Genomic DNA, 26,780 nt, shown 5'->3' with positions numbered 1-26,780 from the left:
TTCGTAATCCATCAAAAAGGTTCGAGAGTCGCAAGCAGGCTGATGATCACCAGCACTACCGCACCTATCGCCCATTCGAGTTTAGTCATCCACACAAACCAGGGTGCCGCACGATCTTCATCCTGCCTCATGCGCGGTACAAGAACATAACGATTAGCCAGCGCAATGACCACCATAATCATCACCAGGATGGCTTTGAGCAATAAGAGTTGGCCCCAGTAAGTCGTAAGCGTGGGGGGAAATCCGGTAATCAACAATGCATTAAGCACGCCGCTTGCCAGTACGCCGATCACCGCAAAATGCCCGCACCAGGAAAAACGCATCAGCGCCTGAATAGCCTGGTGTCGCCAACGGCCTTTGATGAGTTGCATACACCAGAGCACCGGCAGTAATCCCCCAAACCACGCCGCCGCACAGATCAGGTGAATCGCGTGATTAGTCTGATGGATTTTCGCCGTTACCCCTTCATTCAGCGTCGCATGCCCGACTCCCGCCAGCAGAATAAATTGCGCGGTAGTGAGCATAAACAGCAAACGTGGCATATTCCGCGGTTGCATAAGGGCGACGATCAACGTTACGAGAGCGAGAACAATTTGCCATAACCAGACGCCACCAAACTGCGTTTGCAAAACAGCCTGCCAAATGTTTGGCGAAAATACATCTGTCCATCCCGTTCCCATCAACCCGCCCTGAACGGCGAGCATTGCCGTGGCACTGATCAAACTCCAGACGGCAGCGTGTTGTTGTAAACGCAGAAAACGCTTCGTCAGCAAGCGACGAATCGTTAAGGGAGCCAGCCAGGCACCGTACATTGCGAAGCCAAAGACCAGCATCAGCGAGGTGAAATGGATAAATCGCAGCGCGATCCAGGTAAACGCCAGCATGATTTATTTCACGCTAAAGGTGTAGTGTCCTTTCGTTTTATGCCCGTCCACCGAAACAACATGCCAGTCAACGGTGTAGGTTCCGGGTTTCAGCGAATCGGCCAGTGGAACAATCAGTTGCTTTTGGTCCTGCTCATTCCGCTTCGCCGGTAATGTTTTAATATTTTCGTTTTTTGGCCCCGTGATTTTTGCACCACTGAATCCTGTTTCAACGCCTTCCGAGAAGTTTAAAGTAATTGCCTGCGGGGCAGCTGTCAGTTGCGCGTTTGCCGCAGGATACTGATGCGTTAAATGCGCATGTGCCCAGACGGAAGGTGTCACCAACGAAGTGGTCAGGATTGCCAGCGCGTAGCGAAGGGAGCGTGCAGTTGAAGCCATATTATCTATTCCTTTTTGTAATAACTTTTTTACAGAGCATAACCTTGTCTAATGTCTGAGTCGAGGATCATCAATTCCGGCTTGCCATCCAGGCTCACTCTTAGTAACTTTTGCCCGCGAATGATGAGGAGATTAAGAATGCTGAAGAATCTGGCTAAACTGGATCAAACAGAAATGGATAAAGTGAATGTCGATTTGGCGGCGGCCGGGGTGGCATTTAAAGAACGCTACAATATGCCGGTGATCGCTGAAGCGGTTGAACGTGAACAGCCTGAACATTTGCGCAGCTGGTTTCGCGAGCGGCTTATCGCCCACCGTTTGGCTTCGGTCAATCTGTCACGTTTACCTTACGAGCCCAAACTTAAATAAAACTTATACAGAGTTACACTTTCTTACATAACGCCTGCTAAATTATGAGTATTTTCTAAACCGCACCCATAATTTGCAGTCATTTTGAAAAGGAAGTCATTATGTCGTTCTGGAAAGTTGCAGCAGCGCAATATGAGCCTCGTAAAACCTCACTGACCGAACAGGTAGCTCATCATCTGGAGTTTGTGAGGGCCGCCGCCAGGCAACAATGTCAGCTGTTAGTTTTTCCATCGCTTTCTTTACTGGGGTGTGATTATTCGCGACGTGCCCTTCCTGCCCCACCCGATCTCTCGCTGTTAGACCCGCTTTGTTATGCTGCAACGACCTGGCGAATGACCATCATTGCCGGCCTTCCCGTTGAATATAACGATCGCTTTATTCGTGGAATTGCGGTGTTCGCACCGTGGCGAAAAACACCAGGGATCTACCATCAGAGTCATGGTGCATGTCTGGGCCGTCGTTCCAGAACCATCACGGTGGTCGATGAACAACCGGAAGGTATGGATATGGACCCGACCTGTTCACTGTTTACGACAGGGCAATGTCTGGGGGAACCCGACCTACTGGCATCTACCCGCCGCTTACAATTTTTTTCACATCAGTACTCAATTGCCGTGCTGATGGCAAATGCCCGTGGTAACAGTGCACTATGGGATGAACATGGTCGTCTCATCGTTCGCGCCGATCGTGGTTCATTATTGTTAGTCGGTCAGCGTTCATCACAGGGTTGGCAAGGCGATATCATTCCATTACGCTAGGCTTTTTCGGCCTGGAGCATGCCATGTTGCGCATTATCGATACAGAAACCTGCGGTTTGCAGGGAGGGATCGTTGAGATTGCCTCTGTTGATGTCATTGACGGAAAAATCGTCAACCCCATGAGCCACCTGGTGCGCCCCGATCGTCCTATTAGTCCACAGGCGATGGCGATTCATCGCATCACCGAAGCCATGGTCGCCGATAAACCGTGGATTGAAGATGTGATCCCGCACTATTACGGTAGTGAATGGTATGTCGCGCACAACGCCAGCTTTGACCGCCGCGTACTGCCTGAGATGCCCGGTGAGTGGATTTGCACTATGAAACTGGCCCGTCGTTTGTGGCCAGGGATCAAGTACAGCAATATGGCGTTATATAAAACACGGAAGCTCAATGTACAGACGCCGCCGGGCCTGCATCATCACCGCGCGTTGTATGACTGTTATATCACCGCTGCGTTGCTTATCGATATTATGAACACCTCCGGCTGGACGGCAGAACAGATGGCCGATATCACCGGACGTCCATCGTTGATGACGACTTTCACCTTTGGCAAATACCGTGGCAAAGCGGTTTCCGACGTTGCCGAACGCGATCCGGGCTATCTGCGCTGGTTATTTAATAACCTGGACAGCATGAGCCCGGAGCTGCGTTTAACACTGAAACATTATCTGGAAAATACTTAATCCTCAGGCGTAGCGGGTAATGTTCCCTGCGCCAGCGCGACCAGAAAAGCATATTCCATCGCTACGCCTTCGTACGATTTAAAGCGACCAGATTTACCGCCATGGCCTGAGTCCATGTCGGTACAGAGCAATAACAGATGGTCATCGGTTTTCAGCTCGCGCAATTTAGCGACCCATTTTGCCGGTTCCCAATATTGCACCTGAGAATCGTGTAAACCGGTCGTTACCAGTAAATGCGGATAAGCCTGTGCGATGACGTTGTCATACGGGCTGTAGCTTTTCATGTACTCGTAATATTGGGGATCCTGCGGATTCCCCCACTCTTCAAACTCACCAGTGGTAAGAGGAATTGATTCATCAAGCATCGTTGTTACAACATCAACAAACGGTACCTGGGCGATAACGCCGTGGAATAATTCCGGGCGTTGATTAATCGCAACGCCCATCAACATGCCCCCCGCACTCCCGCCCATCGCATAACAGAGCGAAGGTGATCCATAGCCCAGTTTTAACAATGCATCGCAGGCATCAAGATAATCATTAAACGTATTTTTCTTCTTCAGGAATTTCCCGTCTTCGTACCATTGTTGCCCCAGCTCACCACCGCCGCGAACATGGACAATGGCGTAGACAAAGCCACGATCTAACAAACTCAAGCGGCTAAAACTGAAATCGGCATCAATACTTGCGCCGTAAGAACCATAGCCATACACCAGCAATGGGTTGTGTCCTTTGCGAAAATGTTTGCGATGATAGACCAACGAAACCGGAACTTCGACGCCATCACGGGCGACTATCCACAGGTGTTCACTGCGGTAATTCGCCGCATCAAAACCAGGAACTTCCGTTTGTTTTAATACACGACGCTCACCAGTATCCATATCCAGTTCAAACAGAGTGTCTGGTGTGGTCATGGAAGAATAACCATAACGCAATCGCGCGGTTTCAGGTTCTGGATTGTAGGCAATCCAGGTCACATAGGCAGGATCATCAAAGGCAATGCCAATGACTTCCCGGGTCTTGCGGTTAATTTGGCGCAAACTGGTTAACCCGCGCTGACGCTCTTCAACCACCAGCCAGTCGGTAAACAGCGTAAACCCTTCCAGCATAATGTTATCGCGTGGCGGAATTAACTCTTCCCACTGTTGCTCATCACGCATACGGGTACGGTATAAGCCAAAGTTTTTGCCGTGGCGGTTGGAACGCAGATAAAACCGATGCTGGTAGTGATCAAGGCTGTATTCGTGATCTTTGCGGCGCGGCAGAAAAACAAACGGCTCGGCATCGGCCATTTCCGCGTCCAGCAGGCGAACTTCACTGGTGGTGGCGCTGGCCAGATGAATGACTACATAGTGCTTCGACGTCGTTTTATGCAGGCTGACATAATAGGTATCGTCTTTTTCTTCGTAGATCAGTGTATCCTGCGATGCTGGCGTACCGATGGCGTGACGCCAGACCTGATAAGGCAGCAGCGTCACCGGATGCTTGCGAACATAGTAGAAAGTCCAGGAGTCATTTGCCCAGACAAAGCTGGGTTCAACGTTATCCAGCAGTTCCGGGTACCAGTTACCTGTTTCCAGATTACGAAAACGAATGCCGTACTGGCGTCGGGAAAGAAAATCTTCTGCCAGCGCCATAATGGTGTTATCGGGCGTAATCGCCATTCCGCCCATCGAATAAAACTCACTATGAGCTGCGCGCTTGTTGGCATCGAGCAATGTTTCCCACTCATCCCACTCTTCGCTGAATGCCGATTGACGCTGGTAGATAGCATATTCACAGCCTGGTTCATAAATATGCCGATAGCGGTAGCCATTTTTTATGTAGGGAGCAGAAACTTCTCTTTGCGGAATGCGATCGATGATTTCCTTTAAGATGCGATCCTGCAAGGCTTGTTGCGAGGCCATCACCCGATGACCGTAACTATTTTCTTGTTGCAGGTAGTCCAGGACTTCCGGCTGAGAACGCGTATCGTCCCGCAGCCAGTAGTAATTATCGATGCGCGTATCACCATGAAGCGTCATGGCGTGGGGAATGCGGGCGGCTTTTGGTAGCATGTTATTGTTCTTTCTGGTTGAAACATCTTATAAGGGTGGCAAAACTCACCGGAGATGCAAGCGAAACAGGGTAGTCATTGCTTAGCGAAAAACGCCGTAAACCCTCGCCCAATGCGGGCGGGGATATAAGGCGAAAAGCCCGCAGGGCTTTAAAGATCAATCAGGTGTTGACTGACTCTGAACGTAGGCTCTGAGCGTTTCAATCGTTGCCTCTCCGGTGCTACAGACAAAGTACGATCTCGACCACAAAAGCCCCGTTTTACTCTGCATACGTAAATGCGCGTTCTGCTGGCGTAGCAAACGTGATGATACCGATTTTAAATTATTGACCATCACACTGACCGCCAGTTTTGGCGGGTAGGCAACCAGCAGGTGTACATGGTCTGGCTCCCCGTCCATCTCAATAATTTCGCATTCAAGCTTTGCCGCAGCGGAGCCAAAAGCCTCACGCAACTGAGCGATCATCTGACTGTCGAATAGTTTGCGTCGATACTTTGTCGTAAAAATAAGGTGCACAACCAGCTTACTGACACTGTGTCGTTTGCGGAGAAATCCCGCCAGTAAATCATCATGATTACTCAATTGATATATTTACCTAAAGTGTTAAAATAAAAGCATTATATCAATGAGCGCTGATTATGTTAAGAGCAACAAAAGTACGCATCTACCCGACACCAGAACAGGCTGAATTTATCAACGCCCAGTTCGGTGCAGTGCGTTTTGCGTACAACAAAGCTCTGCATATCAAGAAACATTCTTACCAGCGGCACCGCGTAAATTTAAACCCGCGTAAAGACCTCAAACCACTGCTTGCAGTGGCGAAGAAATCCCGCCGGTATGGATGGCTTAAAGAATATGATTCTATTGCGTTGCAGCAGGCGGTAATTAACCTCGACGTGGCTTTTTCTAACTTTTTCAATCCGAAACTGAAAGCAGGTAAACCTACCTTTAAAAGTAAACACGGCAGACAATCGAGCTATCATTGTGTTGGCATAAAAGTCCTTGATGGTGCGATAAAAATACCGAAAATCTTGCCGATTGAAGCGCGTTTACATCGTGAAATTACGGGAATGCTGAAAAGTATCACGTTGAGCCGCAGCGCAACCGGGAAATACTACGCGTCGTTACTTTGTGACGACGGGATGGAAGCGCCGGCAAAGCCTGCACTGATATCAAATGTGACAGGGCTGGATATGGGGCTGGCGCATTTTGTCATCAAATCGGACGGCAATAAAATTGCCAGTCCCCGCCACCTAATCAATGCAAGTCGCAACCTTCGCCGGAAGCAGAAAGCACTGTCCCGTAAGAAAAAAGGGAACGCAAACAGGCGCAAAGCCAGAATACAACTTGCAGCCGTTCACGAACGGGTAGCCAGTGCCCGTGCCGATTTCCAGCACAAGTTATCTCGCGCAATTGTTGACGAAAACCAAGCGGTAATTGTCGAGACATTGAAAACGGCAAATATGATGAAAAATCACCATCTGGCTCGTGCGATAGGCGATGCTGGATGGTCTGGATTCATCACAAAACTGGAATACAAAGCAACAGAGAAAGGTGTGCATCTGGTGAAACTGGATCAATGGTTCGCCAGTTCGAAAACCTGCCACTGCTGCGGTCACAAAATGTCGGAGATGCCATTACATAAGCGCATCTGGCAGTGTCCAGAGTGTGGAGTTGAACATGACCGCGATATCAACGCGGCGCTCAACATCAAACGCAAGGGCATACTGGAATTACAAGCGGCGGGACTCGTCGTTTCTGCCCATGGAGGCCAGCATAAATCCGTCACACAGACGGTTGCGGCTTAAGAAGTGGGAAGCCTCGCCCGACAGGGCGGGGAGCAGTCACATGATGACAGGTAATGGCGCGGATATCGAATGTTATGCAGACAGAGAAAATCAGCCTGTTCAAATGGCTGTGCGGTTCTGGATAGCCCGAAATAGTCAACTTCAGGCTATCCTGAGAGCGGAATTATTCCGCCAAAGTGCGTTTTTGTTGTTCGAGATCGCGTTCAATGCCTTCACGAACGTCCTGGGGGATTTTCAGCGCGTCACCCAGTGCATTCAGGTAACTGCGTTCCATAAAATGGTCAATATCAATAGCCGCGCAGCTCAGGAAATAGATTTCCAGCGCCTCTTCTTCATTGCGGACCCCGGTAGCCAGGCGTTGTGGATCCAGCGGTTGTTCGATTGCCTGCTCAATGAGTACACGCCCCTGCTCTTCCACGCCGGCTTCACGCAATTGCTGGTCGATTGCCGCACGTTCTCTGGCATCAATATGACCATCACTTTTAGCGGCAAAGACCAGCGCAAGGATCAAACGTTCCGTACGCTCATCCAGCGGCGTACTTTGCGCGCCAAACTGCGGTTCGTCCTGATGCGCCGCGCGAATTTTATCTTTGTATTTATTCCACAGCACCGTACCCGCGACCGCTCCGCCGCCAACCAGTAACGCGTTGGTGCCATATTTCGTAAGAAGTTTACGTGCTGATTTATTTGCGACCAGCAGCCCAGCCAGTCCGCCTAATGCGCCTGGCACTAAAAGTTTGCCCAATCCCTGATCCGCAGACGAGGAGGCAGAAGAACTGCTTTGCCCAAGCAAGGATTGCAGCTGATTTAACCAGTTAGCCATATTTGCTCCTCAATAACCATTTTTAGTGCCTGTAGCATAGCGGATGAGGATGTCAGAAAATGTATATCGAGACAAAAGATGCGCAAATAAGCGGGTCGGCAGGCCGTTATTCAAAGAAATTCGCGCCAGGTAAGGTATTCACTGTATATCAGGTGATAAGGGTATTTTAGGTGAAAGTAATTTGACGTTTTGAGTGGCATTGTTTGATGCTGATTGCCCGATGCGACGCTGTTGCGTCTTCTCAGGCCTACGATTGTGGTGCGTTGTGGGGCGGACAAGGCATTCGCGCCGCATCCGCCGACGGTCAATCGAATTATCAGAGGCCATTAACGCCGCTGATATTCCGCCATTCCCGCTTTGCAGTCCACGCTGACCTGGTAATGAATATCGGCACTTTTACCACGTACGGTTAGCGGTACTGACCATTTATCATCTTTACCCTGAATGTCCTGCAAACTGACCCATGCCACAGGATCGGCCTGACCGACAATTTTTTGATCATCTGCCCAGCGCGCCACGCGATTTTGTTGATAATCACGTTTTACGCTCGCGGCAATTCCGGCAGCATCCAGACCTTCACACTTTGGGAAAGTGACCGACTTGCTGGTTTCATTATTGGCAGCGAAAACTGATGCGCAAGCAGAAACCAACAACAGCCCTAAAAACGCCCCTCTTTTTTTCATGTTTTTCTCCATAGCACAATGATTCAGGAGAAAGCATGGTACAAATTGTCAGGAGCGCAAGTTGCTTCAGGCCGCGTGTGAGGCATCTTCTTCTTCGGATTCAGCACCGACGACCTGTGGGGACGGTAATTTGCCGGTTTTCAGAATGGTGCTCAGCACATCTTTTTGTTCTGCCAGCCATAGCGAAAGGGCTTCACGTTGCTCGTCTTCCATTTGCACTGGAGAATTTGTCAGCCAGGTGTCAAGCAGATCCGCCGTATCAAGCATTTTGTCATAAGCATCGGCTTCCTTTTTGCTGGTAAACGACATTTTCTCTTCGCCCTCACGAATGACTACGTATTTAACTTCAACCGCCATTTGCAGCCTCTCATAATAACTGTGATTTTATACAGTATATTTCTTTTCGGTTGGGAAATCAACATCAGCAATAAAGACACGCGCAAACGTTTTCGTTTATACTGCGCGCGGAATTAATCAGGGGATATTCGTTATGACGTTATTAGGCACTGCGCTGCGTCCGGCAGCAACTCGCGTGATGTTATTAGGCTCCGGTGAACTGGGTAAAGAAGTGGCAATCGAGTGTCAGCGTCTCGGCGTAGAAGTGATTGCCGTTGATCGCTATGCCGACGCACCAGCCATGCATGTCGCGCATCGCTCCCATGTCATTAATATGCTTGATGGTGATGCATTACGCCGTGTGGTTGAACTGGAAAAACCACATTATATCGTGCCGGAGATCGAAGCTATTGCCACCGATATGCTGATCCAACTTGAAGAGGAAGGACTGAATGTTGTCCCCTGCGCGCGCGCAACGAAATTAACGATGAATCGCGAGGGTATCCGTCGCCTGGCGGCAGAAGAGCTGCAGCTGCCCACTTCCACTTATCGTTTTGCCGATAACGAAAACCTTTTCCGCAAGGCGGTTGCTGACATCGGCTATCCCTGCATTGTTAAACCGGTGATGAGTTCCTCCGGCAAGGGGCAGACGTTTATTCGTTCTGCAGAGCAACTTGCTCATGCATGGGAGTACGCTCAGCAAGGCGGTCGCGCCGGAGCGGGCCGCGTAATTGTTGAAGGCGTCGTTAAGTTTGACTTCGAAATTACCCTGCTAACCGTCAGCGCGGTGGATGGCGTCCATTTCTGTGCACCAGTAGGTCATCGCCAGGAAGATGGCGACTACCGTGAATCCTGGCAACCACAGCAAATGAGCCAGCTTGCCCTTGAACGTGCGCAAGAGATTGCCCGTAAAGTGGTGCTGGCACTGGGCGGTTATGGTCTGTTTGGTGTCGAGCTGTTTGTCTGTGGTGATGAGGTGATTTTCAGTGAGGTCTCCCCTCGTCCACATGATACCGGGATGGTGACGTTAATTTCTCAGGATCTCTCAGAGTTTGCCCTGCATGTACGTGCCTTCCTCGGACTTCCGGTTGGCGGGATCCGTCAGTATGGTCCTGCAGCTTCTGCCGTTATCCTGCCACAACTGACCAGTCAGAATGTCACGTTTGATAATGTGCAGAATGCCGTAGGCGCAGGCCTACAGATTCGTTTATTTGGTAAGCCGGAAATTGATGGCAGCCGTCGTCTGGGGGTGGCACTGGCTACTGCAGAGAGTGTTGATGAAGCGATTGAGCGCGCAAAGCACGCCGCAGCACAGATAAAAGTACAAGCTTAACCCCGGCGAAAAACGCTACAAAAATGCCCGATCCTCGATCGGGCATTTTGACTTTTACAGCTTAGCGCCTTCTACAGCTTCACGCGCCAGCTTAGTAATGCGGTCGTAATCGCCCGCTTCCAGCGCATCTGCCGGAACCAGCCAGGAACCACCGATGCACAGCACGCTTTTCAGCGCCAGGTAGTCACGGTAGTTAGCCGGAGAAATACCACCCGTCGGGCAGAAACGGACCTGGGAGAACGGACCCGCGATCGCCTGCAGGGCTTTCACACCGCCGTTAGCTTCAGCCGGGAAGAATTTGAACTCTTTCAAACCGTAGTCCATACCCAGCATCAGTTCGGAAACAGTGCTGATCCCCGGAATCAGAGGAATAGTCCCTTCGGTAGCAGCCTTCAGCAGCGGCTCGGTCAGACCCGGGCTAATTGCGAACTGTGCACCCGCTTCGGTGACTTCTGCCAGCTGCTGTGGATTCAGCACCGTACCGGCACCCACAATCGCTTCAGGCACTTCTTTGGCGATAGCACGGATAGCGTCAACTGCACACTCGGTACGCAGAGTCACTTCCAGAACGCGCACCCCACCAGCAACCAACGCTTTTGCCATCGGCACCGCGTGTTCCAGTTTTTTTACCACGATAACCGGTACAACCGGGCCGGTGGTCAGGATTGATTCTGCACTTGTTTTCCAGTTTTTCATCAGAGTTTTCTCTCGCCTGATTACAAATTTGTCGTCTTAAAAAGTGATACAGGTTGCGCCCTGTTCGGCACCGGACAGTTTTTCACGCAAGGCGCTGAATAATTCACGTCCTGTTCCCACGCGTGACGCGCTCAGGTCAGGAATGTGTGGTTCGCGAGCAGCCAGTTCCGCGTCGTCTACCAGCAGCTTCAGTTCGCCTGTCTGTCCATTCACACGAATGATGTCCCCGTCGCGCACTTTTGCCAGCAGCCCGCCATCGTAGGCTTCTGGTGTTACGTGGATAGCTGACGGCACTTTACCTGAAGCGCCGGAGAGTCGTCCATCAGTAACTAACGCAATTTTGAAACACCGGTCCAATAATACACCAAGTGGCGGCATGAGTTTATGTAATTCTGGCATTCCGTTCGCTTTTGGCCCCTGATGACGGACAACAACGACACAATCGCGGTCCAGCAAACCCGCTTCAAAGGCCGGCATAACGTCATGCTGGCTTTCAAAAACAACCGCTGGCGCTTCAATCACCTGGTTCTCTACCGGCACGGCAGAGGTTTTCATAACCGCACGGCCCAGGTTACCGCTTAACACTTTTGTCCCACCATGATGAGAGAAAGGTTGTTCGAAGGAAGCGATCACATTGCTGTCGAGTGATTTTTCCGCCCCTTCCCGCCAGTCCAGTTCACCATTATTCAGCCATGGTTCAAGGGTATAACGAGACAGACCAAAGCCAGCCACCGTATTGACATCTTCATGCAGCAGGCCTGCTTTGAGCAGTTCACGCACCAGAACCGGTACGCCACCTGCCGCCTGGAAGTGGTTAATATCGGCCGGACCGTTCGGGTAGAGACGTGCCATCAGCGGTACAACATCAGAAAGGTCAGAGAAGTCATCCCAGTTAATCTGAATACCGGCCGCGCGTGCCATCGCCACCAGGTGCATGGTGTGGTTAGTGGAACCACCGGTCGCCAGCAGTGCAACGATACCGTTCACTACCACTTTCTCATCTATCATCTTACCGATCGGCATCCATTCATTACCATTACCGGTCATGCGTGTAACCTGGCGCGCAGCGGCTGCGGTCAAAGCATCGCGCAGCGGAGAATCCGGATGAACAAAAGAAGAGCCTGGCAACTGCATCCCCATAAACTCCACCACCATCTGGTTGGTGTTGGCAGTACCGTAGAAAGTACATGTTCCCGGCGCATGATAAGACGCGGCTTCTGACTCCAGTAATGCCATGCGGTCCACTTTACCTTCGGCATAAAGCTGGCGAATACGCACTTTTTCTTTATTTGGCAAACCGCTTGCCATCGGTCCAGACGGCACAAACACCGCAGGCAAATGCCCAAACGACAGGGCTGCCATCGTCAGACCCGGGACAATCTTGTCGCACACACCGAGGAACAGAGCACCATCAAACATGTTATGGGACAGCCCCACCGCCGCAGACATCGCAATCACTTCGCGGCTTAACAGCGACAATTCCATTCCATCCTGCCCCTGGGTGACACCATCACACATCGCCGGAACACCGCCTGCAACCTGACCAACCGCATTTGCTTCATGCAGGGCTTTACGAATGATTTCTGGATAGTGTTCATAAGGCTGGTGCGCGGAGAGCATGTCGTTATAGGAGGTGATGATGGCGATATTGTTACGCAACATGCTTTTCAAAGAGGCTTTGTCTTCTGGCTGGCAGGCAGCGAAACCGTGTGCCAGGTTACCGCATGCCAACTGCGAACGATGAACGGTCGAAGTTTTCGCTTGTTCTATCCGGGCGAGGTAAGCAGAGCGAGTCTCGCGCGAACGTTCAATGATTCGATTTGTTACGCGTAACAATTGTGGGTTCATAAAGGCTCCTGAAATTGAGTTGTCAGAGCAGGATGATTCACAACGCGTTTCATTCAGAGGATTTATGACTGAAACGCCTGTAACCGGAGCTCATAGGGCAAAAACGTTTCAGTCAGTGTAATAAAAAAAGCCTCGTGGGTGAATCCGCACGAGGCCTGAAAGTGTAAAAATTGTTCTACAATCTGTGCAAGATCATGTTACCGGTAAAATAACCATAAAGGATAAGCGCAGATATTACTCAAACTCATTCCAGGAACGACCATCACGGGTAATCATTGCCACCGAGGCAACGGGTCCCCAGGTTCCGGCCTGATACGGTTTCGGCGCATCATTGTCCATCGCCCACGCCTCAGTAATGGAGTCTACCCATTTCCAGGCTTCTTCCACTTCATCACGACGAACAAACAGTGCCTGAATACCACGCATGGTTTCCAGCAGCAGACGTTCATAGGCATCCGCCAGATGCGTCTGATTAAAGGTTTCTGAATAGCTCAGGTCCAGCTTGGTGATTTGCAGGTTATGTTTGTGGTCAAGGCCAGGAACTTTATTCAGTACCTGGATATCCACGCCTTCATCAGGTTGCAGACGGATAGTCAGTTTATTTTGCGGTAGATCCTGCCACGACTCTTTAAACAGATTCAGTTCAGGTGTTTTGAAATAGACCACGACTTCAGAGCATTTGGTCGGCAGACGTTTACCAGTACGCAGGTAGAATGGCACACCGGCCCAGCGCCAGTTATCAATGTCGACGCGGATCGCCACGAAGGTTTCTGTATTGCTGCTCTTGTTCGCGCCCTCTTCTTCCAGATATCCCGGCACTTTTTTGCCCTGGGCGAAGCCCGCAGTATATTGCCCGCGTACGGTTTTTTCGCGTACGTTGGAGCGGTCAATACGGCGCAGAGACTTCAGTACTTTCACTTTTTCATCGCGGATGCTGTCTGCACTCAGGTCAGACGGCGGAGACATCGCAATCATGCAAAGAATTTGCAGCAGGTGGTTCTGGATCATGTCGCGCATCTGACCGGCTTTATCAAAATAGCCCCAGCGCCCTTCGATCCCCACTTCTTCAGCCACGGTAATCTCAACATGATCGATGGTGCGATTGTCCCAGTTGTTCACAAACAGAGAGTTAGCAAAACGCAGCGCCAACAGGTTCAGCACCGTTTCTTTACCAAGATAGTGGTCGATACGGTAAACCTGGCACTCCTCGAAGTATTCGCCAACCTGATCGTTGATTTCCTGCGAGGTCGCCAGCGACGTCCCCAGCGGTTTCTCCATGACTACGCGTGCCGGTTTAGCATTCAGTTTTGCCTCGCCAAGCCCTTTGCAAATTGCGCCAAAAGTGCTGGGCGGCATGGCAAAGTAGTTAATGGTGATACGATTTTTTTGATCCAGCATCGCGCCGAGACGGCTGAATGCAGCAGTGTCATTGACATCGAGATTACAAAAATCCAGACGTGCACTCAGGGTGTCCCATAAACCTTCATCAATGGTTTCTTTCATGAAAGTTTCGAGCGCCTCGCGGACAACTTTGGTATAAGCCGCTTTATCCCAGTCAGCACGCCCTACGCCGATAATCCGGGTGTCCGGGTTGAGCTGACCGGCTTTTTCCAGTTGATACAGGGAAGGCAGCAATTTACGACGCGCAAGGTCGCCTTTCGCGCCGAAAATGACCAGGTCACAGGCCTGGGCTGTTTGCGTTACCGCCATGTCATTCTCCTTAAGTTAACTATCCCGGTACTTAAGCCAGGGTATACTTGTAATTTTCTTACGGTGCACTGTACTGCTTTTACGAGCTTGCGAAAACTGTAAACGCTTATCCACCCGTGCGATTACGGTAAAAGCGCGCAAAGTGCGGCAAAACTGATAAAAAAATCATCGTTTTCCATTGGGTAAAAATCTGACACTGATCATGTTATGAAAAAAAATAACAACTTTTTTATCTGCTTTTGTCATTAACACAGCACACAGGCGTAATATCTGACAAAACTGCATTTCGATTTCTTTCAGTGCGGAAATCGTCATTACCCGTGAGTCTCTTTACATCATGAATATGCTGGAAAAAATCCAGTCTCAGCTGGAACATTTGAGCAAATCAGAGCGCAAAGTTGCCGAGGTCATTCTGGCTTCGCCCGATAACGCGATCCATTCGAGTATTGCTGCTCTGGCGCTGGAAGCCAATGTTAGCGAACCGACGGTGAATCGTTTCTGTCGCAGCATGGACACGCGCGGTTTTCCTGATTTTAAACTTCATCTGGCACAAAGTCTGGCGAATGGCACTCCCTATGTTAATCGCAACGTCAATGAAGATGACAGCGTTGAATCATACACGGGGAAAATATTTGAGTCCGCAATGGCAACGCTCGATCATGTCCGTCATTCACTGGATAAATCTGCCATCAACCGCGCCGTCGACTTACTCACTCAGGCAAAAAAAATCGCCTTTTTCGGATTAGGCTCTTCTGCCGCTGTTGCCCACGATGCGATGAATAAGTTCTTTCGTTTTAATGTTCCGGTGGTGTACTCCGATGATATTGTGCTGCAACGCATGAGTTGTATGAATTGTAGCGACGGAGACGTGGTGGTGCTGATTTCTCACACTGGAAGAACAAAAAATCTGGTCGAGCTGGCGCAGCTGGCACGCGAAAACGACGCCATGGTGATTGCCCTCACCTCTGCGGGTACCCCGCTCGCCCGGGAAGCAACGCTGGCAATTACCCTCGACGTACCGGAAGATACTGACATTTATATGCCCATGGTTTCTCGACTTGCGCAGCTGACCGTGATAGATGTGCTGGCAACAGGATTTACTTTGCGACGCGGTGCAAAATTCAGAGATAACTTGAAGCGGGTCAAGGAAGCGCTGAAGGAATCGCGTTTTGATAAGCAGTTACTTAATTTAAGTGACGATCGCTAAAAACGACTGTCACTGTCCTAATCTTATACGACATCCGAATGAGATTAATTTATCGCCATCGCGGCGTTATTTCATTCGGATTTCATGTTCAAGCAACACCTGGTTGTTTCAGTCAACGGAGTATTACATGTCCAGAAGGCTTCGCAGAACTAAAATCGTTACCACGTTAGGCCCAGCAACAGATCGCGATAATAACCTTGAAAAAGTTATCGCGGCGGGTGCCAACGTTGTACGTATGAACTTTTCTCACGGCTCGCCTGAAGATCACAAAATGCGCGCGGATAAAGTTCGTGAGATTGCCGCAAAACTGGGGCGTCATGTGGCTATTCTGGGTGACCTCCAGGGGCCCAAAATCCGTGTATCCACCTTTAAAGAAGGCAAAGTTTTCCTCAACATTGGTGATAAATTCCTGCTCGACGCCAACCTGGGTAAAGGTGAAGGCGACAAAGAAAAAGTCGGTATCGACTACAAAGGCCTGCCTGCTGACGTCGTGCCTGGTGACATCCTGCTGCTGGACGATGGTCGCGTTCAGTTAAAAGTACTGGAAGTTCAGGGCATGAAAGTGTTCACCGAAGTGACCGTCGGTGGTCCCCTCTCCAACAATAAAGGTATCAACAAACTTGGCGGCGGTTTGTCGGCTGAAGCGCTGACCGAAAAAGACAAAGCAGACATTAAGACTGCAGCGTTAATTGGCGTAGATTACCTGGCTGTCTCCTTCCCACGCTGCGGCGAAGATCTGAACTATGCCCGTCGGCTGGCACGCGATGCAGGATGTGATGCGAAAATTGTTGCCAAGGTTGAACGTGCGGAAGCCGTTTGCAGCCAGGATGCAATGGATGACATCATCCTCGCCTCTGACGTGGTAATGGTTGCTCGCGGCGACCTCGGTGTGGAAATTGGCGATCCGGAACTGGTCGGCATTCAGAAAGCGTTGATCCGTCGTGCACGTCAGCTAAACCGCGCGGTAATCACTGCGACCCAGATGATGGAGTCAATGATTACTAACCCGATGCCGACGCGTGCAGAAGTCATGGACGTAGCAAACGCCGTTCTGGATGGTACTGACGCTGTGATGCTGTCTGCAGAAACTGCTGCTGGTCAGTATCCTTCAGAAACTGTTGCAGCCATGGCGCGCGTTTGCCTGGGTGCGGAAAAAATCCCGAGCATCAACGTTTCTAAACACCGTCTGGACGTTCAGTTCGACAATGTGGAAGAAGCTATTGCCATGTCAGCAATGTACGCAGCTAACCACCTGAAAGGCGTTACGGCGATCATTACCATGACCGAATCGGGTCGTACCGCGCTGATGACCTCCCGTATCAGCTCTGGTCTGCCAATTTTCGCCATGTCACGCCATGAACGTACGCTGAACCTGACTGCTCTCTATCGCGGCGTTACGCCGGTGCACTTCGATAGCGCTAATGACGGCGTAGCAGCTGCCAGCGAAGCGGTTAATCTGCTGCGCGATAAAGGTTACTTGATGTCTGGTGACCTGGTGATTGTCACCCAGGGCGACGTGATGAGTACCGTGGGTTCTACTAATACCACGCGTATTTTAACGGTAGAGTAAGTACGTTGCCGGATGCGGCGAAAACGCCTCATCCGGCCTACAGTTCAATTATAGTTCAACAGATTTCGAATCTTCTGAAGCAAACTTGAACTTATCACAAGGCGGAAGCCTCTCCTCGCGAGAGGCTTTTTTTATTTGATGGGATAAAGATCTTTGCGCTTATACGGTTGGATTTCGCCCGGTTTGCGAGTTTTCAGCAATTTTAATATCCAGGTGTATTGTTCTGGTCGCGGACCAACAAAAATCTCGACTTCTTCATTCATCCGCCGCGCAATTGTATGATCATCCGCCTCTAACAGATCATCCATCGGTGGGCGCACCTGAATCGTCAGACGATGCGTCTTGCCATCATAAATCGGAAACAGCGGTACAACGCGCGCACGACACACTTTCATCAAACGACCAATCGCGGGCAACGTCGCTTTATAGGTGGCAAAGAAATCAACAAATTCGCTGTGCTCTGGGCCATGATCCTGATCGGGTAAATAATATCCCCAGTAGCCCTGACGTACCGACTGGATGAATGGTTTAATACCATCATTTCTCGCATGCAGACGACCGCCAAAACGACGACGCACCGTGTTCCAGACATAATCAAAAACCGGGTTGCCCTGATTATGGAACATCGCTGCCATTTTCTGCCCTTGCGAGGCCATCAGCATGGCAGGAATATCGACGGCCCAACCGTGCGGCACCAGAAAGATCACTTTCTCGTTATTACGCCGCATCTCTTCGATGATCTCCAGCCCTTGCCAGTCAACGCGCGGCTGAATTTTCTCCGGCCCGCGTATTGCCAACTCAGCCATCATTGCCATCGCTTGCGGCGCAGTGGCAAACATCTCATCAACAATCGCTTCGCGTTCAGCTTCACTACGTTCTGGAAAGCAGAGCGACAGATTGATTAACGCACGACGGCGTGAGCTTTTTCCCAGTCGTCCGGCAAAACGTCCCAGCCGTGCCAGAATGGGGTCGCGAAACTTTGGCGGCGTTAAAGCGATACCCGCCATCGCTGCTACGCCCAGCCATGCTCCCCAGTAGCGCGGGTGGCGAAAGGATTTATCAAACTCAGGAATGTATTCGCTATTATTTTTTTTCGTTTCCATGCTTTTCCAGTTTCGGATAAGGCAAAAATCAATCTGGTGATAGTGTAGCGGCGCAACTTGCCCCGCACCAAATAAAAAAAGCCGGTACTGACTGCGTACCGGCTGCGAATGGATGTTAATTAATCAAACCGTAGCTGCGGCACAATCTCTTTGGCCTGTGCCAGGAATTCGCGACGATCGGAGCCGGTCAGCCCTTCGGTACGCGGCAGTTTTGCCGTCAGCGGGTTTACGGCCTGCTGGTTTATCCATACTTCATAGTGCAGATGCGGCCCGGTTGAACGTCCGGTATTACCGGAAAGCGCGATACGGTCGCCACGTTTCACCTTCTGTCCCGGTTTCACCAGAATCTTGCGCAAGTGCATATAACGCGTGGTGTAGCTGCGACCATGACGAATAGCCACATAATAACCTGCTGCGCCACTGCGTTTGGCAACCACCACTTCACCGTCACCCACTGAAAGTACCGGCGTACCCTGTGGCATGGCGAAATCAACACCTCTGTGTGGCGCAACACGACCAGTCACCGGATTAGTACGACGCGGGTTAAAGTTAGACGAGATACGGAACTGTTTCGCCGTCGGGAATCGCAAGAATCCTTTCGCCAGACCAGTACCGTTACGATCGTAGAATTTGCCATCTTCAGCGCGGATTGCGTAATAATCTTTACCTTCTGAACGCAAACGTACGCCCAGCAGTTGGCTTTGCTCACGTTTACCATCAAGCATTTCTCGTGACATTAACACCGCAAATTCATCGCCTTTTTTCAGTTTGCGGAAATCCATTTGCCACTGCATGGCTTTAATCACTGCGCTCACTTCGGCGCTGGTTAAACCGGCGTTTCTGGCGCTAGCAACAAAGCTTCCCCCGACGGTACCTTTCAGCAGATTGTTGACCCACTCTCCTTGCTGCATTTCGCTGGTCATTTTAAAACCGTTAGCGGCAGTACGGTCATAGGTTCGGGTTTCACGACGAGACACTTCCCAGGTGAGGCGCTGCAGTTCGCCGTCCGCGGTTAATGTCCAGGAGAGTTGTTGACCGATTTTCAGGTTACGCAATTCTTTGTCGGCAGCAGCCAGTTGGGTGATATCACCCATATCAATACCATACTGATTGAGAATGCTGCTTAGCGTATCGCCAGTGGAAACAACATATTCATGCACGCCCGCTTCACCGGCGATTTTGTCATCCAGTTCATCCTGGGGAATGGCTTCATCTTCTTGTGCAGCTTGATCAATCGGCTCACTGGCTTCAGGTAAGAGCGAACGAATTTCGTTCTGTTCCAGCTCAATGGTTTTGACAATTGGCGTGGCATCGCGGTGATAAACATAGGGCCGCCAGACAGCGACGGCCAGAGTAAGAACGGTGAGCGACCCCAACATAACGCGGTGTGGTCGCGGTAAATTATTAAACGCCAGGGCGACAGAGCGGGCTATCTGTTGCACGTAATCACTTCCTCATTAATCTCCTTTCAGGCAGCTCGCATACTGGTTGGCTAATTGATTCAGGAATTCTGAATAGCTTGTTTTACCCAGTTTGATATTCGTCCCCAGGGGATCCAACGTTCCCATACGAACGGATGTCCCTCGTGCGACGCTCTCAACGACCGCTGGCCTGAACTGTGGCTCAGCAAAAACGCAGGTTGCTTTTTGCTCAACCAACTGTGTTCTTATTTCATGTAAACGCTGCGCGCCAGGTTGAATCTCAGGGTTAACGGTAAAATGACCAAGCGGTGTCAGTCCGAACTGTTTTTCGAAATAGCCGTAAGCATCGTGAAAAACGAAATAACCTTTCCCCTTGAGCGGCGCGAGCTCGTTACCAACCTGCTTTTCGGTTGAGGCTAATTGTGCCTCAAAATCCTTCAGGTTGGCGTCAAGTTTGGCTCGACTTTGCGGCATAAGTTCCACTAATTTTCCATGGATTGCAACCGCTGTAGCCCGCGCTATCTCTGGGGAAAGCCAAAGATGCATGTTGAAATCGCCGTGATGGTGATCTTCGTCACTTTTTTCCGCGTGGTCGTGATCATCATCATCGCCGTGAATACTTTTCATCAGCAGCGGTTTCACATCTTCTAGCTGCGCAATCGTTACCTGTTTCGCTTCTGGTAATTTACTTACCGGTTTTTGCATGAACGCTTCCATCTCCGGGCCAACCCAAACGACTAAGTCCGCGTTCTGTAAGCGTTTTACATCTGATGGACGCAGTGAATAATCATGTTCTGAAGCGCCGTCAGGTAGTAAAACCTCTGTTTCTGTTACCCCATCAGCAATGGCAGAAGCGATGAACCCAACGGGTTTAAGCGAAGCGACAACGGCAGCATCTGCGGCCTGTGTTGCACCGCCCCAGAGAGCGGCGGATAATGCTGCGAAAAGAAGCGTTTTTTTATGTAACATAATGCGACCAATCATCGTAATGAATATGGGAAGTGTGATATTATAACATTTCATGACTACTGCAAGACTAAAATTAACATGACAAGTCTGGTTTCCCTGGAAAATGTCTCGGTTTCTTTTGGCCAACGCCGCGTCCTCTCTGATGTGTCGCTGGAACTTAAACCTGGAAAAATTTTGACTTTACTTGGGCCAAATGGCGCAGGTAAGTCGACACTGGTACGGGTAGTGCTCGGGCTGGTAACACCCGATGAAGGGGTTATCAAGCGCAACGGAAAACTGCGCATCGGCTATGTACCGCAGAAGCTGTATCTCGACACCACGTTGCCACTGACCGTAAACCGTTTTTTACGCTTACGCCCTGGCACACATAAAGAAGATATTTTGCCTGCACTGAAACGTGTCCAGGCCGGGCATCTGATTAACGCACCGATGCAAAAGCTCTCGGGTGGCGAAACACAGCGTGTATTGTTAGCGCGAGCATTGTTAAATCGACCGCAATTATTAGTGCTGGATGAACCCACTCAGGGCGTGGATGTGAATGGTCAGGTGGCGTTATATGACCTTATTGACCAGTTGCGTCGCGAACTGGATTGTGGCGTTTTAATGGTCTCTCACGATCTGCATCTGGTAATGGCAAAAACCGATGAAGTGCTTTGCCTGAATCACCACATTTGTTGTTCCGGTACACCGGAAGTTGTTTCCCTGCATCCGGAGTTTATTTCAATGTTTGGTCCTCGTGGTGCTGAACAACTGGGTATCTATCGCCATCATCATAATCATCGTCACGATTTACAGGGACGAATTGTTTTGCGTCGGGGAAATGATCGCTCATGATTGAATTATTATTTCCCGGTTGGTTAGCCGGGATCATGCTCGCCTGTGCCGCGGGTCCGCTGGGTTCGTTTGTAGTCTGGCGTCGTATGTCTTATTTCGGTGATACGCTGGCTCATGCCTCATTACTTGGCGTCGCGTTTGGTTTGTTGCTGGACGTGAATCCATTCTATGCGGTGATTGCCGTTACGCTGCTGCTGGCGGGCGGTCTGGTATGGCTGGAGAAGCGTCCACAGCTGGCGATCGACACATTATTAGGAATTATGGCGCACAGTGCCCTGTCGCTGGGCCTGGTGGTCGTTAGTCTGATGTCTAATATTCGTGTTGATTTGATGGCTTACCTGTTCGGTGATTTGCTGGCAGTGACGCCAGAAGATCTCATCTCTATTGCGATTGGCGTGGTCATCGTGGTGGCGATTTTGTTCTGGCAATGGCGCAATTTGCTGTCGATGACGATTAGCCCGGATCTGGCGTTTGTTGATGGTGTGAAATTACAGCGCGTGAAATTGTTGTTGATGCTGGTGACGGCATTGACGATTGGTGTAGCGATGAAATTTGTCGGCGCGTTGATTATTACTTCGCTGCTGATTATTCCTGCAGCTACAGCGCGTCGCTTTGCCCGCACGCCGGAACAGATGGCCGGTGTCGCTGTTTTGGTGGGAATGGTGGCAGTAACTGGCGGTTTAACCTTTTCCGCATTTTACGATACGCCGGCGGGTCCGTCGGTAGTGCTATGTGCGGCACTGTTATTTATTATCAGTATGATGAAAAAGCAGGCCAGCTAATCTGTCGCTGAACACATTTGTCGGATGCGGCGCGAGCGCCTTATCCGACCCACTGTTCGCTATCTCTGGTAGGCCTGATAAGACGCGAATGAACGGCGGCGCATCAGGCAACACTGCCAGTGTCGGATGCGCCGCGAGCGACCGATCCGACTTACGGCATTTCTGGCGGCGTGATGCCGAAGTGGTTCCACGCCCGCACTGTCGCCATACGCCCGCGCGGTGTACGCTGCAAAAAGCCTTGCTGAATCAAATAAGGTTCCAGCACATCCTCAATGGTTTCACGTTCTTCGCCAATGGCAGCCGCCAGGTTATCCAGGCCTACCGGCCCACCAAAGAACTTATCGATTACCGCCAGCAACAATTTGCGGTCCATATAATCGAAACCTTCGGCATCGACATTCAGCATATCCAGCGCCTGAGCAGCGATATCAGCCGAGATGGTGCCATCGTGCTTCACTTCGGCGAAATCACGCACTCGACGCAGCAGACGGTTGGCAATACGTGGCGTACCGCGAGCGCGACGAGCAACTTCCAGCGCGCCGTCATCACTCATCTCAAGCCCCATAAAGCGTGCGCTGCGACTGACGATATATTGCAGATCCGGCACCTGATAAAACTCCAGACGCTGCACAATACCAAAACGATCGCGCAACGGTGATGTCAGCGAACCTGCGCGCGTGGTTGCACCAATCAGGGTAAACGGCGGCAAATCAATTTTAATGGAGCGTGCCGCCGGACCTTCACCAATCATGATATCCAGTTGGTAGTCTTCCATTGCCGGATACAACACCTCTTCCACCACTGGCGAAAGACGGTGGATCTCATCAATAAACAACACGTCATGCGGTTCAAGGTTAGTGAGCATCGCTGCCAGATCGCCCGCCTTTTCCAGCACCGGACCAGAAGTCGTACGTAAATTAACGCCCATTTCATTGGCGACAATGTTAGCAAGCGTAGTTTTACCTAAACCCGGAGGACCAAAAATCAACAGATGATCGAGGGCATCGCCGCGCAGTTTCGCTGCTTTGATGAAAATCTCCATCTGTGAACGAACCTGCGGCTGACCAACATACTCTTCCAGTAATTTAGGGCGAATGGCGCGATCTGCCACATCTTCCGGCAAAGTGGTACCGGCAGAAATCAGACGGTCTGCTTCAATCATCCTTTACCTCATAACGCGGCGCGTAGGGCTTCGCGAATTAATGTTTCACTGCTGGCGTCAGGGCGAGCGATTTTGCTCACCATGCGGCTTGCTTCTTGTGGTTTATAGCCCAGCGCCACCAGCGCAGCAACCGCTTCCTGTTCAGCATCGTCGGTCGCCGGGCTGGCAGGAGACGTGAGTACCAGGTCGGCGGCTGGCGTAAAGAGATCGCCATGCAAACCTTTAAATCGGTCTTTCATTTCAACAATCAAGCGTTCGGCGGTTTTTTTGCCAATACCCGGCAGTTTCACCAGCGCCCCCACTTCTTCACGCTCAACGGCATTAACGAACTGCTGCGCTGACATTCCGGAGAGGATCGCCAGCGCCAACTTCGGGCCGACGCCGTTGGTTTTGATCAACTCTTTGAACAACGTGCGCTCTTGTTTATTGTTAAAACCGTACAGCAATTGCGCGTCTTCACGCACCACAAAGTGGGTGAAAACGATCGCTTCCTGACCCGCTTCAGGGAGTTCATAAAAACAGGTCATCGGCATATGCACTTCATAGCCTACGCCGCCCACTTCAATTAACACCAGCGGGGGTTGTTTTTCAATGATGATGCCTCTGAGTCTGCCTATCACATGACGCTCCTGCGTAATGAATCAAAGATAATGCTGTATGATAAAAAAATGCTGGATAGATATCCAGCGAAGGATGAAGAAAACTTGCGAGGTGTCTCGATGAACTGAAAAATGGCACAGTATAATTTATTCTACAGGTTATATTGGAAGCAAATATTTTAATATTACATATTCAGTGAAGAAATGCGTAATAAAAATATACATTGCGCCTCCTGAAAAAATAAATTTTTTATGCTATTACGTATATTTATATCTATTTCAATGGAATGACAACATGAATATTAATTACCCTGCTGAATATGAAATTGGTGATATCGTCTTTACATGTATAGGTGCTGCCTTATTTGGCCAAATATCAGCTGCATCAAATTGCTGGAGTAATCACGTCGGGATCATTATCGGTCATAACGGTGAAGACTTTCTGGTTGCAGAAAGCCGTGTTCCCCTCTCAACCATCACTACGCTATCCCGTTTTATTAAACGCTCTGCTAATCAACGCTATGCTATAAAGCGATTAGACGCCGGGCTAACAGAACAACAAAAACAACGAATTGTTGAACAGGTTCCCTCTCGGCTACGAAAACTTTACCACACCGGTTTTAAATACGAATCTTCGCGCCAGTTCTGTTCAAAATTTGTCTTTGATATTTATAAAGAGGCACTATGTATTCCGGTGGGTGAAATAGAGACGTTTGGAGAACTGTTAAACAGCAATCCAAATGCAAAACTCACTTTCTGGAAATTCTGGTTCCTGGGTTCTATTCCGTGGGAGCGTAAAACCGTCACGCCAGCCAGTTTGTGGCATCATCCGCATTTGGTGTTGATTCATGCGGAGGGAGTGGAAACGCCTCAGCCGGAACTGACCGAGGCGGTATAACTTAACGCAGTCGCCCTCTCGCCAGGTTCAGCCGCGATTCGCTCATCTGCATCGCATTCTGACTGACGTGGCAGTGGGTAATCGCGATAGCTAACGCATCGGCGGCGTCCGCCTGCGGGTTAGCGGGCAGTTTCAGCAAGGTGCGGACCATATGCTGCACCTGGCTTTTTTCGGCACTACCAATACCTACCACCGTTTGCTTTACCTGACGTGCCGCATATTCAAATACCGGCAATTCCTGATTCACCGCTGCCACAATCGCCACGCCGCGCGCCTGACCCAGTTTCAGGGCTGAGTCAGCGTTCTTCGCCATAAAGACTTGTTCAATGGCGAAATAATCAGGCTGGAACTGGGTAATGATTTCCGTCACGCCCGCATAGATGAGCTTCAGACGAGACGGTAAATCATCCACTTTGGTGCGTATGCATCCGCTACCCAGGTAGGACAATTGCCTGCCTACCTGGCGGATGACGCCATAGCCGGTCACGCGCGAACCCGGGTCAATGCCGAGAATAATAGCCATCACGCGTCTCCGTTTTGCTGTTTAGCAGGCCCCATCAGAGAGTCGCTGCAACCTCATCAGAGATTTCACCGTTATGGTAGACTTCCTGCACGTCGTCGCAATCTTCCAGCATATCGATCAGACGCATCAGTTTCGGTGCGGTTTCTGCATCCATATCAGCTTTGGTGGACGGGATCATGGAAACTTCCGCGCTGTCTGCTTTCAGACCTGCCGCTTCCAGAGCGTCGCGCACTTTACCCATTTCTTCCCATGCAGTGTAGACGTCAATCGCGCCGTCATCATAGGTCACAACGTCTTCAGCACCTGCTTCCAGTGCTGCTTCCATGATGGTGTCTTCATCGCCTTTCTCGAAGGAGATCACGCCTTTTTTGCTGAACAGATAAGCTACGGAACCATCAGTACCGAGGTTACCGCCACATTTACTGAATGCATGACGCACTTCAGCAACGGTACGGTTGCGGTTGTCAGACAGACATTCAATCATGATTGCCGTGCCGCCAGGACCGTAACCTTCGTAGATGATGGTTTCCATGTTTGCATCATCATCACCGCCCACACCACGTGCAATTGCGCGGTTCAGAGTGTCACGGGTCATGTTGTTAGACAATGCTTTATCAATTGCTGCACGCAGACGCGGGTTAGCGTCCGGGTCACCACCGCCCAGCTTAGCCGCGGTTACCAGCTCACGAATGATTTTAGTGAAGATTTTACCGCGCTTAGCATCCTGCGCAGCTTTACGATGTCTGGTGTTGGCCCATTTACTATGACCTGCCATAAAAATATCTCCAGATAGCCCTGCCTGTTCAGGCAGCGTTAATTACAAACTGTTCAATCGCCTGCCGGTTGCTCCAGGACTTAGTGAGCGCCGCCGCAGCAGGCGCATCAAGCCACTTGTAGGCCAGATGTTCAGTGAAGACGACCTGGCGTTCGTGCGGGAGCGCAAGACAGAACCATGATTCCGTATTACGCGTCACGCCCGGCGCATAGCGATGACGTAAATGTGAAAAAATTTCAAATTCTACCGTGCGCTGACAGTCAATTAAGGTCAGTTGTTCAGCGACAACATCGATGGTGACCTCTTCCTTTACTTCGCGCATGGCAGCTTGCGGCGCGGTTTCACCCTCTTCCACGCTGCCGGTTACCGACTGCCAGAAATCGGGATCGTCACGCCGCTGCAACATCAGCACCCGTTTCGTATCTTGTGCATAGATGACCACTAAGATCGAAACGGGACGCTTATACACTTTATCCTTCACGCTGCCTCTTCGTTGACTGCCTTCGCTCATCCCATTCACATAGTTATCTATGCTCATGGGAGTTCACTCAGTTGCCGCCTCGATGCA

29 protein-coding genes are annotated in these 26,780 nt (G+C 50.5%); 10 read left to right on the top strand and 19 right to left on the bottom strand.

The window, feature by feature from the left end:
* Positions 1-11: 11 nt before the first annotated feature.
* Entirely contained in the window at positions 12-884 is an 873-nt protein-coding gene (gene copD, locus ACJHYR_RS13250; protein ID WP_000879330.1) for a copper homeostasis membrane protein CopD, read from the bottom strand.
* A gap of 3 nt (positions 885-887) precedes the next feature.
* Positions 888-1,262, bottom strand: a complete 375-nt coding sequence (gene yobA, locus ACJHYR_RS13245; RefSeq protein WP_000168743.1) for a CopC domain-containing protein YobA — start codon at positions 1,260-1,262, stop codon at positions 888-890.
* A gap of 138 nt (positions 1,263-1,400) precedes the next feature.
* On the opposite strand from yobA, the gene holE reads away from it, so the two are divergent.
* The 3 genes from holE (at position 1,401) to exoX (ending at position 3,075) form a co-directional block, all read left to right on the top strand.
* The gene (holE, locus tag ACJHYR_RS13240) at positions 1,401-1,631 is read left to right on the top strand and encodes a DNA polymerase III subunit theta (RefSeq protein WP_000916763.1); all 231 of its coding nucleotides are present in this window, start codon (positions 1,401-1,403) and stop codon (positions 1,629-1,631) included.
* Between the two features lie 101 nt (positions 1,632-1,732).
* Positions 1,733-2,389, top strand: a complete 657-nt coding sequence (gene yobB, locus ACJHYR_RS13235) for a carbon-nitrogen hydrolase family protein YobB (protein WP_000011653.1) — start codon at positions 1,733-1,735, stop codon at positions 2,387-2,389.
* A 23-nt stretch (positions 2,390-2,412) separates the two neighbouring features.
* A complete protein-coding gene (exoX, locus tag ACJHYR_RS13230) occupies positions 2,413-3,075 on the top strand; it encodes an exodeoxyribonuclease X (protein ID WP_000944256.1) in 663 nt (220 codons plus the stop codon).
* Here the strand turns inward: exoX and ptrB are convergent.
* Positions 3,072-5,132, bottom strand: coding sequence for an oligopeptidase B (ptrB, locus tag ACJHYR_RS13225; RefSeq protein ID WP_059328150.1), 2,061 nt, complete (start codon positions 5,130-5,132; stop codon positions 3,072-3,074). The genes exoX and ptrB overlap by 4 nt on opposite strands.
* Positions 5,133-5,288: 156 nt before the next feature.
* Entirely contained in the window at positions 5,289-5,714 is a 426-nt protein-coding gene (gene tnpA / locus ACJHYR_RS13220) for an IS200/IS605-like element ISEc46 family transposase (protein WP_000064873.1), read from the bottom strand.
* Positions 5,715-5,770: 56 nt separating this feature from the next.
* On the opposite strand from tnpA, the gene ACJHYR_RS13215 reads away from it, so the two are divergent.
* A complete protein-coding gene (locus ACJHYR_RS13215; protein ID WP_000942660.1) occupies positions 5,771-6,940 on the top strand; it encodes an RNA-guided endonuclease InsQ/TnpB family protein in 1,170 nt (389 codons plus the stop codon).
* Positions 6,941-7,103: 163 nt separating this feature from the next.
* Here the strand turns inward: ACJHYR_RS13215 and ACJHYR_RS13210 are convergent, their stop codons facing one another.
* The 3 genes from ACJHYR_RS13210 to yebG form a co-directional block, all read right to left on the bottom strand.
* Positions 7,104-7,763: a tellurite resistance TerB family protein gene (locus ACJHYR_RS13210; RefSeq protein WP_000024735.1), complete on the bottom strand. Its 660-nt coding sequence runs from the start codon at positions 7,761-7,763 to the stop codon at positions 7,104-7,106.
* 326 nt (positions 7,764-8,089) lie between these two features.
* Complete coding sequence (yebF, locus tag ACJHYR_RS13205; protein WP_001295500.1) at positions 8,090-8,446, bottom strand: protein YebF; 357 nt, start codon at positions 8,444-8,446, stop codon at positions 8,090-8,092.
* A gap of 66 nt (positions 8,447-8,512) precedes the next feature.
* Positions 8,513-8,803 (bottom strand): DNA damage-inducible protein YebG, encoded by a 291-nt coding sequence (yebG, locus tag ACJHYR_RS13200; protein WP_000257738.1) that lies wholly within the window; start codon positions 8,801-8,803, stop codon positions 8,513-8,515.
* Positions 8,804-8,936: 133 nt separating this feature from the next.
* Between yebG and purT the strand changes: the two genes are divergently transcribed.
* Complete coding sequence (purT, locus tag ACJHYR_RS13195) at positions 8,937-10,115, top strand: formate-dependent phosphoribosylglycinamide formyltransferase (RefSeq protein WP_000173461.1); 1,179 nt, start codon at positions 8,937-8,939, stop codon at positions 10,113-10,115.
* Positions 10,116-10,169: 54 nt separating this feature from the next.
* Here the strand turns inward: purT and kdgA are convergent, their stop codons facing one another.
* The 3 genes from kdgA to zwf form a co-directional block, all read right to left on the bottom strand.
* Positions 10,170-10,811 carry a bifunctional 4-hydroxy-2-oxoglutarate aldolase/2-dehydro-3-deoxy-phosphogluconate aldolase gene (gene kdgA / locus ACJHYR_RS13190; protein WP_000800512.1) on the bottom strand — a complete coding sequence of 214 codons (642 nt, stop codon included), beginning with the start codon at positions 10,809-10,811 and terminating at the stop codon, positions 10,170-10,172.
* 36 nt (positions 10,812-10,847) lie between these two features.
* Positions 10,848-12,659, bottom strand: coding sequence for a phosphogluconate dehydratase (gene edd / locus ACJHYR_RS13185; RefSeq protein ID WP_072837361.1), 1,812 nt, complete (start codon positions 12,657-12,659; stop codon positions 10,848-10,850).
* A gap of 234 nt (positions 12,660-12,893) precedes the next feature.
* Positions 12,894-14,369 (bottom strand): glucose-6-phosphate dehydrogenase, encoded by a 1,476-nt coding sequence (gene zwf, locus ACJHYR_RS13180; RefSeq protein ID WP_000301727.1) that lies wholly within the window; start codon positions 14,367-14,369, stop codon positions 12,894-12,896.
* Positions 14,370-14,706: 337 nt separating this feature from the next.
* Here zwf and hexR point away from each other — a divergent pair, with 337 nt between their 5' ends.
* Both hexR and pyk read left to right on the top strand, forming a co-directional pair.
* Positions 14,707-15,576: a DNA-binding transcriptional regulator HexR gene (hexR, locus tag ACJHYR_RS13175; protein ID WP_001056694.1), complete on the top strand. Its 870-nt coding sequence runs from the start codon at positions 14,707-14,709 to the stop codon at positions 15,574-15,576.
* Between the two features lie 127 nt (positions 15,577-15,703).
* Positions 15,704-17,146, top strand: coding sequence for a pyruvate kinase (gene pyk / locus ACJHYR_RS13170; RefSeq protein ID WP_000091148.1), 1,443 nt, complete (start codon positions 15,704-15,706; stop codon positions 17,144-17,146).
* 131 nt (positions 17,147-17,277) lie between these two features.
* Here the strand turns inward: pyk and lpxM are convergent, their stop codons facing one another.
* The 3 genes from lpxM to znuA all read right to left on the bottom strand — a co-directional run bounded on the left by lpxM (position 17,278) and on the right by znuA (position 20,639).
* Entirely contained in the window at positions 17,278-18,249 is a 972-nt protein-coding gene (gene lpxM / locus ACJHYR_RS13165; protein ID WP_000448381.1) for a lauroyl-Kdo(2)-lipid IV(A) myristoyltransferase, read from the bottom strand.
* A gap of 119 nt (positions 18,250-18,368) precedes the next feature.
* Positions 18,369-19,691 (bottom strand): murein DD-endopeptidase MepM, encoded by a 1,323-nt coding sequence (gene mepM, locus ACJHYR_RS13160; protein ID WP_001184045.1) that lies wholly within the window; start codon positions 19,689-19,691, stop codon positions 18,369-18,371.
* Between the two features lie 15 nt (positions 19,692-19,706).
* Positions 19,707-20,639: a zinc ABC transporter substrate-binding protein ZnuA gene (gene znuA, locus ACJHYR_RS13155; RefSeq protein WP_024180309.1), complete on the bottom strand. Its 933-nt coding sequence runs from the start codon at positions 20,637-20,639 to the stop codon at positions 19,707-19,709.
* A 78-nt stretch (positions 20,640-20,717) separates the two neighbouring features.
* Between znuA and znuC the strand changes: the two genes are divergently transcribed.
* Complete coding sequence (gene znuC / locus ACJHYR_RS13150) at positions 20,718-21,473, top strand: zinc ABC transporter ATP-binding protein ZnuC (RefSeq protein ID WP_000202996.1); 756 nt, start codon at positions 20,718-20,720, stop codon at positions 21,471-21,473.
* The gene (znuB, locus tag ACJHYR_RS13145) at positions 21,470-22,255 is read left to right on the top strand and encodes a zinc ABC transporter permease subunit ZnuB (protein ID WP_000571478.1); all 786 of its coding nucleotides are present in this window, start codon (positions 21,470-21,472) and stop codon (positions 22,253-22,255) included. The genes znuC and znuB overlap by 4 nt, the downstream gene beginning before the upstream one ends.
* 151 nt (positions 22,256-22,406) lie before the next feature.
* Here znuB and ruvB read toward each other — a convergent pair whose 3' ends face one another.
* The 3 genes from ruvB to yobI all read right to left on the bottom strand — a co-directional run bounded on the left by ruvB (position 22,407) and on the right by yobI (position 24,241).
* Complete coding sequence (gene ruvB, locus ACJHYR_RS13140; protein ID WP_000568522.1) at positions 22,407-23,417, bottom strand: Holliday junction branch migration DNA helicase RuvB; 1,011 nt, start codon at positions 23,415-23,417, stop codon at positions 22,407-22,409.
* An 8-nt stretch (positions 23,418-23,425) separates the two neighbouring features.
* Entirely contained in the window at positions 23,426-24,037 is a 612-nt protein-coding gene (gene ruvA, locus ACJHYR_RS13135; protein ID WP_000580323.1) for a Holliday junction branch migration protein RuvA, read from the bottom strand.
* 138 nt (positions 24,038-24,175) lie between these two features.
* The gene (gene yobI, locus ACJHYR_RS13130) at positions 24,176-24,241 is read right to left on the bottom strand and encodes a stress response small protein YobI (protein ID WP_010723105.1); all 66 of its coding nucleotides are present in this window, start codon (positions 24,239-24,241) and stop codon (positions 24,176-24,178) included.
* A 70-nt stretch (positions 24,242-24,311) separates the two neighbouring features.
* Here yobI and ACJHYR_RS13125 point away from each other — a divergent pair, with 70 nt between their 5' ends.
* Positions 24,312-24,914 carry a YebB family permuted papain-like enzyme gene (locus tag ACJHYR_RS13125; protein ID WP_001024914.1) on the top strand — a complete coding sequence of 201 codons (603 nt, stop codon included), beginning with the start codon at positions 24,312-24,314 and terminating at the stop codon, positions 24,912-24,914.
* 1 nt (position 24,915) lies between these two features.
* Here the strand turns inward: ACJHYR_RS13125 and ruvC are convergent, their stop codons facing one another.
* The 3 genes from ruvC to nudB are packed head-to-tail and all read right to left on the bottom strand — an operon-like array spanning position 24,916 to position 26,693.
* The gene (ruvC, locus tag ACJHYR_RS13120) at positions 24,916-25,437 is read right to left on the bottom strand and encodes a crossover junction endodeoxyribonuclease RuvC (RefSeq protein ID WP_001295503.1); all 522 of its coding nucleotides are present in this window, start codon (positions 25,435-25,437) and stop codon (positions 24,916-24,918) included.
* Between the two features lie 34 nt (positions 25,438-25,471).
* On the bottom strand, positions 25,472-26,212 hold the full coding sequence (locus tag ACJHYR_RS13115; protein ID WP_000907234.1) for a YebC/PmpR family DNA-binding transcriptional regulator: 741 nt from the start codon (positions 26,210-26,212) through the stop codon (positions 25,472-25,474).
* A gap of 28 nt (positions 26,213-26,240) precedes the next feature.
* Positions 26,241-26,693, bottom strand: coding sequence for a dihydroneopterin triphosphate diphosphatase (gene nudB, locus ACJHYR_RS13110; protein ID WP_001308712.1), 453 nt, complete (start codon positions 26,691-26,693; stop codon positions 26,241-26,243).
* Between the last annotated feature and the right edge of the window lie 87 nt (positions 26,694-26,780).

Source organism: Escherichia sp. WS1450 (assembly GCF_046487395.1).
GTDB lineage: Bacteria > Pseudomonadota > Gammaproteobacteria > Enterobacterales > Enterobacteriaceae > Escherichia > Escherichia coli.
Note: the sequence above shows the minus strand (reverse complement) of the source record. Positions and strands in the feature narration are given on the sequence as shown.